The sequence below is a fragment of the Pseudomonas sp. microsymbiont 2 genome (genome assembly GCF_054788395.1).
This window is the reverse complement of record NZ_CM139112.1, coordinates 428,457-442,255: the sequence shown is the minus strand read 5'-3', so window position 1 is coordinate 442,255 and position 13,799 is coordinate 428,457. Positions and strand designations below refer to the sequence as shown.

11 protein-coding genes are annotated in these 13,799 nt (G+C 65.5%); 3 read left to right on the top strand and 8 right to left on the bottom strand.

All coding sequences use genetic code 11. The features are described from left to right. Positions 1-50 precede the first annotated feature (50 nt). The 5 genes from aroK to pilM are packed head-to-tail and all read right to left on the bottom strand — an operon-like array spanning position 51 to position 4,187. Positions 51-569: a shikimate kinase AroK gene (gene aroK / locus ACYUME_RS01970; protein ID WP_279886243.1), complete on the bottom strand. Its 519-nt coding sequence runs from the start codon at positions 567-569 to the stop codon at positions 51-53. A gap of 4 nt (positions 570-573) precedes the next feature. After that, the gene (locus ACYUME_RS01965) at positions 574-1,800 is read right to left on the bottom strand and encodes a type IV pilus secretin PilQ (RefSeq protein WP_460419267.1); all 1,227 of its coding nucleotides are present in this window, start codon (positions 1,798-1,800) and stop codon (positions 574-576) included. Further along, positions 1,766-2,767 carry a pilus assembly protein PilP gene (locus ACYUME_RS01960; protein WP_460417937.1) on the bottom strand — a complete coding sequence of 334 codons (1,002 nt, stop codon included), beginning with the start codon at positions 2,765-2,767 and terminating at the stop codon, positions 1,766-1,768. Before ACYUME_RS01960 ends, ACYUME_RS01965 begins: the two co-directional genes overlap by 35 nt. Continuing rightward, on the bottom strand, positions 2,764-3,303 hold the full coding sequence (locus ACYUME_RS01955; protein WP_460417936.1) for a PilN domain-containing protein: 540 nt from the start codon (positions 3,301-3,303) through the stop codon (positions 2,764-2,766). The genes ACYUME_RS01960 and ACYUME_RS01955 overlap by 4 nt, the downstream gene beginning before the upstream one ends. Further along, positions 3,300-4,187 (bottom strand): type IV pilus biogenesis protein PilM, encoded by an 888-nt coding sequence (pilM, locus tag ACYUME_RS01950; protein WP_460417935.1) that lies wholly within the window; start codon positions 4,185-4,187, stop codon positions 3,300-3,302. Before pilM ends, ACYUME_RS01955 begins: the two co-directional genes overlap by 4 nt. A 172-nt stretch (positions 4,188-4,359) precedes the next feature. Here pilM and ACYUME_RS01945 point away from each other — a divergent pair, with 172 nt between their 5' ends. Continuing rightward, positions 4,360-6,810: a penicillin-binding protein 1A gene (locus ACYUME_RS01945; protein ID WP_460419265.1), complete on the top strand. Its 2,451-nt coding sequence runs from the start codon at positions 4,360-4,362 to the stop codon at positions 6,808-6,810. A 186-nt stretch (positions 6,811-6,996) separates the two neighbouring features. Here ACYUME_RS01945 and ACYUME_RS01940 read toward each other — a convergent pair whose 3' ends face one another. From ACYUME_RS01940 to rpmE, 3 genes are all read right to left on the bottom strand, one after another. Continuing rightward, positions 6,997-8,265 (bottom strand): malic enzyme-like NAD(P)-binding protein, encoded by a 1,269-nt coding sequence (locus ACYUME_RS01940; protein WP_279886257.1) that lies wholly within the window; start codon positions 8,263-8,265, stop codon positions 6,997-6,999. Positions 8,266-8,444: 179 nt separating this feature from the next. After that, complete coding sequence (locus ACYUME_RS01935; protein WP_460417934.1) at positions 8,445-9,266, bottom strand: thermonuclease family protein; 822 nt, start codon at positions 9,264-9,266, stop codon at positions 8,445-8,447. Positions 9,267-9,268: 2 nt separating this feature from the next. After that, positions 9,269-9,484, bottom strand: a complete 216-nt coding sequence (rpmE, locus tag ACYUME_RS01930) for a 50S ribosomal protein L31 (protein ID WP_011531746.1) — start codon at positions 9,482-9,484, stop codon at positions 9,269-9,271. A 169-nt stretch (positions 9,485-9,653) separates the two neighbouring features. Here rpmE and ACYUME_RS01925 point away from each other — a divergent pair, with 169 nt between their 5' ends. Further along, a complete protein-coding gene (locus ACYUME_RS01925) occupies positions 9,654-11,873 on the top strand; it encodes a primosomal protein N' (protein WP_460419263.1) in 2,220 nt (739 codons plus the stop codon). 189 nt (positions 11,874-12,062) lie between these two features. Continuing rightward, on the top strand, positions 12,063-13,799 hold the full coding sequence (gene argS / locus ACYUME_RS01920) for an arginine--tRNA ligase (RefSeq protein ID WP_460417933.1): 1,737 nt from the start codon (positions 12,063-12,065) through the stop codon (positions 13,797-13,799).

Genomic DNA, 13,799 nt, shown 5'->3' with positions numbered 1-13,799 from the left:
CGGTGACGTTCAGCCCCGTCTCGGCGTTGGTCGCCGAGGATAGACCCCGCTCAGCGGGGCGGCAACTTCTGCAGGCGCTCCAGGATGTCCAGCACCACCATGCGCGGTGGCCGTTCGTCGGTTTCCACCACCAGGTCGGCGATCTCGCGATAGAGCGGGTCGCGCGTCTCCAGCAGGGCACGCAGCGTGGCTTCCGGGTTGGCGGTGCGCAGCAACGGTCGGTTGCGATCACGCGAGGTACGTCCCACCTGCTGCTCCACCGAGGCATGCAGGTAGATGACCCGCCCGCCGGCATGCAGTGCGGCACGGTTGGCATCGCGCATCACCGCGCCGCCACCGGTGGCCAGGACCACGCCATCGAGCGCGCAGAGCTCGACGATCATCGCCTGCTCGCGATCACGAAAGCCCGGCTCGCCTTCCTTGTCGAAGATCCACGGGATGTTGGCGCCGGTTCGCAGTTCGATTTCCTTGTCGGAATCCTTGAACAGCAGGCGCAGCTCTTTGGCCAACAGGCGCCCGATGGTGCTTTTTCCAGCGCCCATGGGCCCCACAAGTATCAAATTTCGCACAGAATCAACGACTCACAGCAATCGCCTGGTCACTCATGATACGCGGAGTCAGGAAGACCAGCAGCTCGGATTTTTTCTCTTGTAATGCATCGCGTCGAAACAGCCGTCCAACATACGGCAGATCACCGAAAAATGGCACCTTGTCGACCACTTTGTTCTGCGACGTCGAGTACACGCCACCAATCACAATGGTCTGCCCATCGCTGATCCGGACCTTGGCATTGACCTCGTTCTTGCGTATCGGCGGGACATTGTTCAGCGCGTTGACGAAATCCGGTTCGTCCTTGGTCACCCGCACCTCCATGAGCACCTTGCCGTCCGGGGTGATCTGCGGCGTCACCTCCAGCGACAGCGAAGCCTCGCGAAAGGAAATCGAGGTCGCGCCACTTTTGCTGGTCTCCTGGTAAGGCACCTCAGTGCCCTTGAGGATGCGCGCGGTTTCCTTGTCGGCCGTGACGACCTTCGGCTGGGAGATGATTTCGCCGTTGCCGCTCTTCTCCATGGCACTGAGCTCCAGGTCGAGCAGGATGTCACTGCGCAGCAGGCCCACGCCGAGCCCGCTCGTGGCCCGTTCGACGCCGAGATCGACGAACAACTCGCTACCCAGCCGGCCACCCTGGCCATACAACGGACCACCCCAGCGCACGCCCAGGCTCTTTTCATAGTCGACGCCGGCCTCGACGATACGCGCCTCGATCATCACCTGGCGCACCGGCACATCCAGCTGCGCCACCAGCTTGCGCAGCTCGGCCAGGCGCTCGGCGGGCTGCGTGACCACCAGGGTGTTGGTCCGCGCGTCCACGCCCAGGCTGCCGCGCCCCGTCAGGATGCCGTCATCGGCCAGGCTTGCCAGCAGCAGTTCGGCCAACTCCGACGCCTTGGCATGGCTGACCGGAATCAGTTCACGATGCAACGGTTGCAGTTGCGCCTCCAGCACCTGCTCCTGTCGTGCCCCCTGGGAGCGCTCGGCAAGCTCGGCCAGTGGCGCGACCAGCAGCACATTGCCCTCCTGGCGCCGGCCCAGCCCCTTGCTGCGCAAGACCAGATCCAGTGCCTGGCCCCAGGGCACATCCTCGAGACGCAAGGTGATCCGCCCCTGCACCGCGTCGCTGGCGACCAGGTTGATACCCGCATGATCGGCCATGATCTGCAGCACCGAACGCACTTCCACGTCCTGGAAATTGAGCGACAGCGGTTCATTGCGATGTTCGACCGCCAGCGCCGCCTGCATGCCCAGCAGCAGTATCGTTGCCGCCCCTCCCCGCCTGCATCCCAGCTTCATACCCGACCTCCCTTGGCGCACTCTTGGCAAGTGCCAGAAAGCGCTGGCGATCCTGCCAGCCACCGCCGATGTAGATGCGCTCGCGCACCGTGACCTGCCCCGCGTCGATGGTTTCCACGACCCCGTCATCGCGCCCCAGCCGATCTCCCGCAGCGACTCGATAGATGCGCCCGCCCGAACGCAGCAAGGCCTCATGACGACCGCCTCGGGAAAGGCTGCCGACCATCTCCAGCTGCTCCAGCGGAACGCGAGCGAGCCCATCCTCCGCACGCTGGAATGACCAGGCTCGAAACGGATCGAACGTGCCAGGCGCAATGGATACGCTGGCGGGCTCGTCCGCCAACGCCTGCGGCACTGGCAACGCTTCGTCGGACTGATAGGCATGCAGCTGCACCTGCGCGACCAGCAACCCGGACTCGGCATGCATGGCCAGTTCGAACCGGGATACGCTCAGCAGGCGCAAGCGCCGCAACCATTGCTCCAGCCACGCCCGTAACGCCGGATAATGCCCCCGCACACGCAACTCCAACGGGATCAGTCGATACCCCGAGAGCTGCCGACCATCGAGCACATCGAGACGCTCGAACAGCAGACCGTGCTCATGGCCGGACATCGCCAGCTCGTCGAGCAGCTCACTCATGCCCTCTCCGGCATCGAGCCGCCATCGCTCCATGCCCAGATGCTGCTCGGTCTGCGCCAGCGCTCGCCGCTCGACCTCGAGGTCAGCGATCAGCCCCTCGCGCGCCTTGAGCACCTGCAGCCCCCGCCGCTCCAGCGCCACCGCCTCGGCATATGCCTGGCTCGGCGCCCTGATCCGAATGAAGTAACCCGCCACGACGACCATCAGCACCAGCAGCAGGACCGTCAGCGCCCGGCCCGCCAGCCCCTGCCAACCGGGATGTCGCAGACTCTTCATGGCTCGCTGGCCAACAGACGCGCAACCAGCAGGAATTCGTCGCCCCGTGCCTGGTGGCGAAGGTGTACGAGCTCAAGGTCCCGTATATCTCCCATTCGCTGCAGCCCGCGCATGAACTGTGCGACCACCGAGGCCGACGCCGCCAACCCGGTCAAGCGCAAACGCTCCTCCTCCAGGGAGATCTCGATCAATTGCGCACCTTCGGGCATGGCCTGCTCGAGACCACGGAACAGATCAGGTATCAACGCCTGCCCGCCGCGCAACGTCGCCAATGCGCTTCGCTGCGCCTCGACAGCATGGCGGGCCTCCCGCAGCTGATCGATCCGTGCCGCTGTCGTCTCCAGTCTGTCGAGCGCCACCTGCTGTCTGCTCACCGCCTCGACCTGTCGCGCCAGGCGGGCACGGGCCGCCTGGTCGAGCGCCATCACCGCAAGCAGCGCCGCCACCAGGCTGGCCACCAGCACAAGCTGAAAACGTCGTACGGCACTCGCCCTGCGCTGCTCGCGCCACGGCATCAGGTTGAGTCGCACCTTCATGCCAGCCCTCCCAGCGCGAGCCCATAGACCAGCGCCATGGAAACGCCCACTGCCTGGGTACCGCCCAGCCCCGCCAGCAGGGTCGGGCAGGCGCATCGACAGGGCACCCCGAGCCGCTCGGCAAGCTGCCCCGCCTGCTTGGCACCGCCCAGGCGGCCAGTCAGCAGCAGTTCGGTGGACTGGAAGCCGCACAGTCGCCAGAGGCGCTCGGCACCCTCCAGCCACTGATCGGGTGACGTCAACACGACCTGCTGGCGCTGCGCCAATCCTTCGCCTTGCCAGCCATGCATGACCATTTCGCCAGCATCCAACTGGAGAATGACCGTGTCGGCACACCCCTCCGGCACCAGCGCTCGGCGCAACGCGATACTGTCCACTTCCACCGCCATCACCCGTAGATCGGCCTGCGCGAACAACTGCTCGAGCGGGTCGATCTGGCTTTGCCGGCACGCGGCGACCAGTACGTCGAACTGCCTCGGGTCGTCTGCGGACACACCCAGCAGCTGGAAGTCCAGGGCAAGATCGTCCAACGGAAAGGGAAAAAGCCGATCGGCCTGGTCGAGCAGGCGAGACTCGACACCGCCTTCGCCCACGCCGACGGGCATCCGGCAAACCTTGCAGATCACCTGGGAGGCCGGCAGAGCCAGCGCCACCTGTCGTTGACCGGTCGCACAACGGGCATGCGCCTGACGCAGCGTCCTGACCAGCAGCTCGGCGTCATCCAGCGGGTGCGGTCCACGCGGCGGTGACTCGAAGGGTTCCTGCGCCCAACCGGCAACCTGGTAGCGCCCACGTCGGCGATGCAGCTGCAGCATTCGTATGGAGTCGTGGGCGATTTCCACACCCAGCAGTGAACCCGCTCCCCTGCCAAAGCGTCCAAGCATGACTGTCACTTCCTTTTCGGCGTCAGCCCGCGCCATCGCCGCGCAGGCGGTCATCGCCCGGTCCCGGGCGGTCACCCGGTGGGGCGAAAATTGCTTATAATGCCCAGCGAATTTTCCTGTCCGCCGGCCCTGCGCGCCCTTCACTCCTCAACCAGGACACCCCAAAGCCTTGATACGCCTGCTGAAGTTTTTCTGGTGGTCTTTCGTCGCAGTCATCTGCGCGCTCGTACTCGGTGTGAGCGGTGCGTTTCTGTATCTTAGTCCCAGCCTGCCCTCGGTCGATTCGCTCAGAAGCGTCCAGTTGCAAATCCCCCTGAGGGTGTACAGCAGCGATGGCAAGCTGATTGCCGAGTTCGGCGAAATGCGCCGCTCTCCCATCAAGTTCGAGGAAATTCCCCCACAGTTCATCCAGGCGCTTCTCTCGGCCGAGGACGACAATTTCCTCAACCACTACGGCGTCGACCCGAGCAGCCTGATGCGTGCCGCCACGCAGCTGCTCAAGTCCGGACATATCCAGACCGGTGGCAGCACCATCACCATGCAGGTGGCGAAGAACTTCTTCCTCACCAGCGAACGCAGCTTCTCGCGCAAGACCAACGAAATCCTCCTGGCCCTGCAGATCGAGCGCGAGCTGACCAAGGACGAGATCCTCGAGCTGTACGTCAACAAGATCTACCTGGGCAACCGTGCCTACGGCATCGATGCGGCGGCGCAGGTGTACTACGGCAAGTCGATCCGTGACGTCAGCCTGGCGCAGATGGCCATGATCGCCGGCCTGCCCAAGGCGCCGTCGCGCTTCAACCCGCTGGCCAATCCGGTGCGCGCCAAGGAGCGCCGCGACTGGATTCTCGGGCGCATGTACAAGCTCGGCAAGATCGACGAAGCCAGCTACCAGGCCGCCCTGGCCGAACCGCTGAACGCCAGCTACCACGTGCCGACCCCGGAAGTGAACGCCCCCTATGTCGCCGAGATGGCCCGCGCCGAGATGGTCGGCCGCTACGGCAGCGACGCCTACACCGAGGGCTTCCGGGTCACCACCACGGTGCCGAGCGACATGCAGCGAATGGCCAACAACGCAGTGCTCAACGGGCTTTCCGAGTACGACGAGCGCCATGGCTACCGTGGTCCGGAATCACGCTTCCCCGGCAAGCCCCGCGCCGCCTGGCTGCAGGAGCTGAGCAAGCAGCGCACCCTTGGCGGGCTGGAGCCGGCGATCGTCACCCAGGTCGAGAAGAACGGGCTGAAGGTGATGACCCGTGGCGGCTTGGAAGAGGAGGTGCTCTGGGACACCATGAAGTGGGCGCGCCCGTACCTCAACAGCAACGCCCAGGGACGCTCGCCGCAGTCCCCGGCCGACGTGGCCCAGGTGGGCGACCTGATCCGCATCCAGCGCCTGGACGACGGCAAGCTCAAGTTCAGCCAGGTGCCGGGCGCCCAGAGCGCGCTGGTGACCCTCGACCCGAGCAATGGTGCGATTCGCGCCCTGGTCGGCGGGTTCTCCTTCGAGCAGAGCAACTACAACCGCGCCATGCAGGCCAAACGCCAGCCAGGTTCGAGCTTCAAGCCCTTCGTCTATAGCGCGGCCCTGGACAGTGGCTACACCGCCGCCAGCCTGGTCAACGACGCTCCGATCGTGTTCGTCGACGAGTACCTGGACAAGGTCTGGCGCCCGAAGAACGACACCAACACCTTCCTTGGCCCGATCCGCATGCGCGAGGCGCTGTACAAGTCGCGCAACCTGGTATCGATCCGCCTGCTGCAGGCCATGGGCGTGAACCGCACCATCGACTACATCGCCAAGTTCGGCTTCAACAAGCAGGATCTGCCGCCCAACCTGTCGCTGGCACTGGGCACCGCGACCCTGACGCCAATGGAAATCGCCACCGGCTGGAGTGCGTTCGCCAACGGCGGCTACAAGATCAACCCGTACCTGATCGAGCGTATCGAGAGCCGCAATGGCGAGACGCTGTTCACCGCCAATCCGCCGCGCGTGCCTCAAGGGCAGCAGGACCAGGCCGGCGCTGCCGCCCCCGAGCAGGCGATCAGCGTCGCACCGATGCCGGGCGAGGCGCTCTCCGCCGCCGCCCCGAGCGCCCCGGTGGCGCAGGCGCCGGTGCTGGCCGAGCAGATCATCGATGGCCGCACCTCGTACATTCTCACCAGCATGCTGCAGGACGTGATCAAGCGCGGCACCGGCCGCCGTGCCTTGGCGCTCGGGCGCTCGGACCTGGCGGGCAAGACCGGCACCACCAACGAGTCCAAGGACGCCTGGTTCTCCGGCTACAACGCCGACTACGTCACGACCGTATGGGTGGGCTTCGACCAGCCAGAAACGCTGGGGCGCCGCGAGTACGGCGGCACCGTGGCCCTGCCGATCTGGATGAGCTTCATGGGCGCGGCGCTCAAGGGCATGCCGGAGCATCCGCCAGCCGAGCCGGAGGGCATTCTCAGCCTGCGCGTGGACCCGGTCAGCGGCCGCGCCGCCACGCCGAGCACGCCTAACGCCTACTTCGAGCTGTTCAAGGCCGAGGACACCCCGCCTTCGGTGGACGAGCTGGGCAATGGCGTGGCGCCAGGCAGCCCGCTGCCAGCGGATGAAGCGGCGCCGATGGATCTGTTCTGATCAGGCAAACGACAACCGCAAAGGCAACTTCGATCCTGTGGGAGCGGGTTTACCCGCGAAGGCTTCAGCGAAGCCACAGATTATTTCGCGGGTAAACCCGCTCCCACAGTGGCTTCGGTGAACCCAAAAACAAACAAAAAGCCCCGGTTCTCACGAACCGGGGCTTTTTCATGTCGCTACAACGGATTAACCGTTGAACACATCATCCACGCTTTTCAGCGGGTAGTGCTTCGGATACGGCAGGGTGGCCACGCCGGACTCGATGGCGGCCTTGGCCACGGCATCGGAAACCACGGTGATCAGGCGTGCATCCAGCGGCTTCGGAATGATGTACTCACGACCGAACTCCAGGGCCTGCACGCCGTAGGCGTCGCAGACTTCCTTGGGCACTGGCAGCTTGGCCAGGTCCTTCAGGGCGATGGCGGCGGCGATCTTCATTTCTTCGTTGATGCGCTTGGCGCGAACGTCCAGGGCACCGCGGAAGATGAACGGGAAGCCCAGCACGTTGTTGACCTGGTTCGGGTAGTCGGAACGACCGGTGGCCATGATCACGTCGCTGCGGGTGGCGTGGGCCAGCTCCGGCTTGATTTCCGGATCCGGGTTCGAGCAGGCGAACACGATCGGGTTGGCCGCCATCGACTTCAGGCCTTCGGGGCTCAGCAGGTTCGGACCAGACAGGCCGACGAACACGTCGGCACCGTCCAGGGCGTCGGCCAGGGTGCGCTTGTCGGTGGCGTGGGCGAACTGGGCCTTGTACTGGTTCAGGTCGTCACGGCCGGCATGGATCACACCGCTACGGTCGATCATGAAGATGTTCTCGACCTTGGCGCCCATGCTCACCAGCAGCTTCATGCAGGAGATGGCCGCGGCGCCGGCACCCAGGCAGACGATCTTGGCGTCTTCGAGTTTCTTGCCGGCGATTTCCAGGGCGTTGATCATGCCGGCGGCGGTAACGATCGCGGTGCCGTGCTGGTCATCGTGGAATACCGGGATGTCGCACTGCTCGATCAGGGTGCGCTCGATCTCGAAGCACTCCGGTGCCTTGATGTCTTCGAGGTTGATGCCGCCGAAGGTGATGGAGATGCGGCGAACGGTGTCGATGAAGGCCTGCGGGCTTTCCGATTCGACTTCGATGTCGAACACGTCGATACCGGCGAAACGCTTGAACAGAACACCCTTGCCTTCCATGACCGGCTTCGAGGCCAGCGGACCCAGGTCACCCAGACCAAGGATCGCGGTACCGTCGGAAATCACCGCGACCAGGTTGCCCTTGCCGGTGTATTTGTAGGCCAGCTCCGGATCACGGCCGATCTCGCGCACAGGCTCGGCGACGCCCGGGCTGTAGGCCAGGGCGAGGTCACGGGCAGTGGCGGTTGGCTTGGAGAGCTCGACGCTCAGTTTCCCCGGACGAGGCTGAGCGTGGTATTCGAGAGCGGCGGTTTTCAGGTCTGACATGATGGGCATTCCGCTATTTACTGTTCTGACGGACCGCCGAGGATACGCAAAGTGCCGGGGGGCGACAAGACTGCCCGGTCACTATGTGTCAAGGCCTTTAGCCTACGACTTTACGCTATAACCCACGGGGCTTACGGGAGCCAGTGTGTACAATCCAATAGCAAAATGTCTACAACTATTTAGCCAGAAAGGCGCTCCAACATGCTCGGGTCGGTCAAGGGCAACACCCAGCGCCGCTGCCCAGGCTTGAGCCCTCCCTTGCGGGAACGGTCCAGCACCCAGCCACGCGCCTCGACCTGGCGCCCCTTGAGGTTAGCGAAGAAGCTGGCAGGGAAGTTGCGCTGCAGACGAGCGGGTATCTGCAGCACCACGGCGTCGTCGAGTTCCAGCCAGACGCCGCCGCGATTGCGTTCGATGCCGTTGATTTTGCCGCCGATGACGGCAAAGCCAGACTGCCGCAGATCCTGCGTCCGCTGCACCGGCGACTGCCGCCAGATCCCCGCTCTGGCCTTGCGCGCCTGCTGCTCGGCCTGATGCTGGCACGCCGCCAAGTCCACGTTGGGCGCAACGGCGACCCGGTAGCCAAGGCCTTCGCTGAGCAGTTGCGCCTCCATATTGTCGCCATTGCGGCTATACAGATGCGCCAGGGTGCGCCCGTACTTGTCCTTGGACTCGACACCCGGAACCAGCCCGACACGGCCGTCGCTGGCCTTGACCAGCGCCTGCAGCCGCCGCTTCGCCGCCTCGGCATAGGGCTCGCTGGTCCGCCCCTTGCGGCCGATCTCAGGGGCGTTGATACCGATCAGCCGCACACTGCGGCCGTCGACCAGGCGCACGGTGTCGCCGTCGACCACGCTGCGCACGGCCACCTGTTGTGGCTGACCGGGTAGCGGACAGAACGCTTGCGCGGGAAAGTGCCAGATCGCGCCCACAAAAAAGGCGCTCACGAGGAGCGCCTTCTTTTGCGGCAACGCGAACCTCGAAAGATTCGCCATGCGCATGATTACTTCTTGGTACCGAACATACCGAAGCGATCGGCGAACTTCTGTACGCGACCACCGGTGTCCAGGACTTTCTGCTTACCGGTGTAGAACGGGTGGCACAGGTTGCAAACGTCGATCGCCAGGACGCTGCCCAGGGTCGAACGGGTTTCAAACTTGTTGCCGCAGCTGCAGGTGACTGCAACTACTTCGTAGTTCGGATGAATATCTGCTTTCATGGTCACTTCCTCGAGCTGCGTGCCGCCACCCAACACCTATTGTTGAATACCGCACGTAATTAGGCGGCGAATAATACCAGAGCGCCGGGCCAACGCAAGTTGTCGCTTGCACCGACCGTCGTCTGCTAGGCTCGCCTGATTCGTGAAATACCCTCCAGAGACCTTCCGCGTGTCCGACGTCATCCTGCGCCTTGCCTTGCCCTCGCCCCTGCGTCGCCTGTTCGACTACCGGGCCACCGCGAGCATGGCGCGCCAGGCACTGACCCCCGGCATGCGCATCCGCGTGCCGTTTGGCCGCCGCGAGATGATCGGCGTGCTGGTGGAAGTCGCCGAGCGCAGCGAAGTGCCCGCCGACAAGCTCAAGCCGGCCAGCGCGCTGCTCGACCCGGTCTCGCCACTGCCACCGGCGCTGTTCAAGCTGTGCCTGTGGACAGCCCAGTACTACCAGCACAGCCTGGGCGACACCCTGAACTGGGCGCTGCCGACCCTGCTGCGCCAGGGCGAACCCGCCGAGGCGCGCCAGGAGCGCTTCTGGCACGTCGCCTCCGGCGCGCGCCTGGAAGACCCTCGCATCGCCCGCGCGCCGCGCCAGCGCGACGCCCTCAAGACCCTGTCGCAACACCCGCACGGCGTGGCCCACAGCCTGCTGAGCAAGCTCGGCCTGAACAAGGACAGCCTCGACCTGCTGCTGGCCAAGGAGCTGGTCGAGGTCGAGGTGCGGCGCCACCTCCCTGCCCCTCGCCACGAGCACTGGCTGGCGCAGCCGGAACTGCCGCTCAACGACGAGCAGCGCGCCGCCTTCGAGGCCGTGCGTGCAGGTTTCGGCGCGTTCCACGCCTTCCTGCTGGCCGGCGTCACTGGCAGCGGCAAGACCGAGGTGTACCTGCAACTGATTCGTGAAACCCTCGAAGCCGGCAAGCAGGCCCTGATCCTGATTCCCGAGATCAACCTCGGCCCGCAGACCCTGCAACGCTTCGAGCAACGCTTCAACGCGCGCATCGCCCTGCTGCACTCGGCGGTGGGCGACCGCGAGCGCCTGGATGCCTGGCTGGCGGCCCGCGACGGCGACGCCGACATCATCATCGGCACTCGCTCGGCGCTGTTCACGCCGATGAAGAACCCGGGCCTGATCATCATCGACGAGGAACACGACGGTTCCTATAAACAGCAGGAAGGCCTGCGCTACCACGCCCGCGACCTGGCCGTGGTGCGGGCACACCAGGAAAACACCCCGATCCTGCTGGGCTCGGCCACACCGTCGCTGGAAAGCCTGCACAACGCCCACAGCGGCCGTTACGGCCTGTTGCGCATGAATCAGCGCGCCGGTGGCGCCAAGGCCCCACGTTTCCTGCGCCTGGACGTGCGCAGCCTGCCGCTGGACAGCGGTATCAGCGGCCCGCTGCAGCAAGCCATCCGCCAGACGCTGGAAGCTGGCCAGCAAGTGCTGGTATTTCTCAACCGCCGCGGTTTCGCCCCTACGTTGCTGTGCCACGACTGCGGCTGGCTCTCCGAGTGCCCGCGCTGCGACGCGCGCATGACCGTGCATCAGCGCTCCGCCGTGCTGCGCTGTCACCATTGCGGCTACGACGAGCGCCTGCCGCTGCAGTGCCCGCAGTGCGCCCACGTCGACCTGCGCCCGGTGGGCGCCGGCACCGAGCGGGCCGAGGAGCGCCTGAAGGTGCTGTTCCCCGAGTACCCGATCCTGCGCGTGGACCGCGACAGCACCTCGCGCAAGGACGCCATGCACAACCTGTTCGCCACCATCCAGCGCGGCCAGCCGAGCATCCTGGTCGGCACCCAGATGCTGGCCAAGGGGCACCACTTTCCGCGGGTCACCCTGGTGGCCATCCTCGACGCCGACGGCGGGCTGTTCTCCGGCGACTTCCGCGCCAGCGAGCGCATGGCCCAGCTGATCGTGCAGGTCGCCGGGCGGGCCGGGCGGGCCGAGGAGCCGGGCAAGGTGATCGTGCAGACCCACCTGGCGGACCACCCGCTGCTGGTGCAACTGACCGAGCAGGGCTACTTCGCCTTCGCCGAGCAGGCGCTGAGCGAGCGCCGCGCCGCCGGCCTGCCACCCTTCGCCCACCTGGCGCTGCTGCGCGCCGATGCGCACAAGCCAGGCCAGGCCGAAGGCTTTCTCGACGAGGCCTGCGCCGCCGCCGAGCGCGTGCTCGCCGAGCAAGGCCTGCACGGCATCGAGCTGCTGGGGCCGGTCCCGGCGCCCATGGAGCGACGGGCGGGGCGCTTCCGTGCGCAATTGTTGCTCCAGGCCAATGCCCGGGCACCGCTGCATCGACTGATCAGTGCCTGGTTGCTAGTGTTGGAGCAGATGCCTTCGGGGCGGCAAGTACGCTGGTCGCTGGATGTCGACCCGGTCGACCTGTACTGACTGCTTCAGGGTTGTCGTGGGAGCGGGCTTGCCCCGCGATGGCGTCATCGCGGGGCAAGCCCGCTCCCACGCCGACAATGGCCTGTGCCCCAAAAGGTTGGCAACCCGCCCCCGGCAACGGATAATGCCCAGTTTTTCCACCTGCGCATCGAAGCGCTGCACCGCGCTTGCGGTCGAAAAGAGAACCCCATGAAAGACACCATTCGCCAGCTGATCCAGCAAGCCCTCACCCAACTCGTCACCGACGGTGTGCTGCCTGACGGGCTGACGCCGGCGATCCAGGTGGAAAACGCCCGGGACAAGACCCACGGTGACTTCGCCAGCAACATCGCCATGATGCTGGCCAAGCCGGCCGGCATGAAGCCACGCGACCTGGCCGAGAAGCTCATCGAGGCCCTGCCGGCCAGCGCCGACATCACCAAGGTCGAGATCGCAGGTCCTGGCTTCCTGAACTTCTTCCAAAACACCGACGCCCTGGCCTCCCGCCTGGACGCGGCCCTGGCCGACGGACACCTGGGCGTGCGCAAGGCCGGCCCGGCCGAGAAGGTGGTGATCGACATGTCGGCGCCGAACCTGGCCAAGGAGATGCATGTCGGCCACCTGCGCTCGACCATCATCGGCGACAGCGTGGCCCGCGTACTGGAGTTCCTTGGCGACACGGTGGTCCGCCAGAACCACGTGGGCGACTGGGGCACCCAGTTCGGCATGCTGCTGGCCTACCTCGAAGAGAACCCGATCACCAGCGACGAGCTGTCGGACCTGGAGAACTTCTACCGCGCCGCCAAGAAGCGCTTCGACGAATCCGAGGACTTCGCCACCCGCGCTCGCGGCCTGGTGGTCAAGCTGCAGGCCGGCGACCCGGAGTGCATGGCCCTGTGGACGCGCTTCAAGGACATCTCGCTGTCGCACTGCCAGAAGACCTACGAGCTGCTCAACGTCAAGCTGACCATGGCCGACGTGATGGGCGAGAGCGCCTACAACGCCGACCTGGCCAACGTGGTCGCCGACCTCAAGGCCAAGGGCCTGCTGGTCGAGGACCAGGGCGCCCAGTGCGTGTTCCTCGAGGAATTCAAGAATGCCGAAGGCGAGCCGCTGCCGGTGATCGTGCAGAAGGCCGACGGCGGCTACCTGTACGCCACCACCGACCTGGCCGCCGTGCGCTACCGCAGCAATAAACTGAACGCCGATCGCGCCCTGTACTTCGTCGACCAACGTCAGGCCCTGCACTTCAACCAGGTGTTCGAAGTGGCCCGCCGCGCCGGCTTCGTCGGCCATCCGATGAAAATGGAGCACATGGGCTTCGGCACCATGAACGGCGCCGATGGCCGTCCGTTCAAGACCCGCGACGGCGGTACCGTCAAGCTGATCGACCTGCTGACCGAGGCCAAAGACCGCGCCTACGCGCTGGTCAAGGAAAAGAACCCGTCGCTGGCCGAGGACGAACTGCGCCACATCGGCGAAGTGGTCGGCATCGGCGCGGTCAAGTACGCCGACCTGTCGAAGCACCGCACCAGCGACTACAGCTTCAACTTCGAGCTGATGCTCAACTTCGAAGGCAACACCGCCCCGTACCTGCTGTACGCCTACACCCGCGTGGCTGGCGTGTTCCGCAAACTGGGCAAGGGTTTCGACGAAGTCGAGGGCAAGATCGTCCTGCAGGCGGCCCACGAGCAGGACCTCGCCGCGCGCCTGGCGCAATTCGGCGAAATCCTGAACAACGTCGCCGAAAAAGGCACGCCACACGTGCTGTGCAGCTACCTGTACGACCTCGCCGGCCTGTTCTCCAGCTTCTACGAGAACTGCCCGATCCTGTCCGCCGAAACCGCCGAACAGCAGCAGAGCCGCCTGCGCCTGGCCGCCCTGACCGGTCGCACCCTCAAGCAGGGCCTGGAGCTGCTCGGCCTGGAAACCCTGGAGCGCATGTAA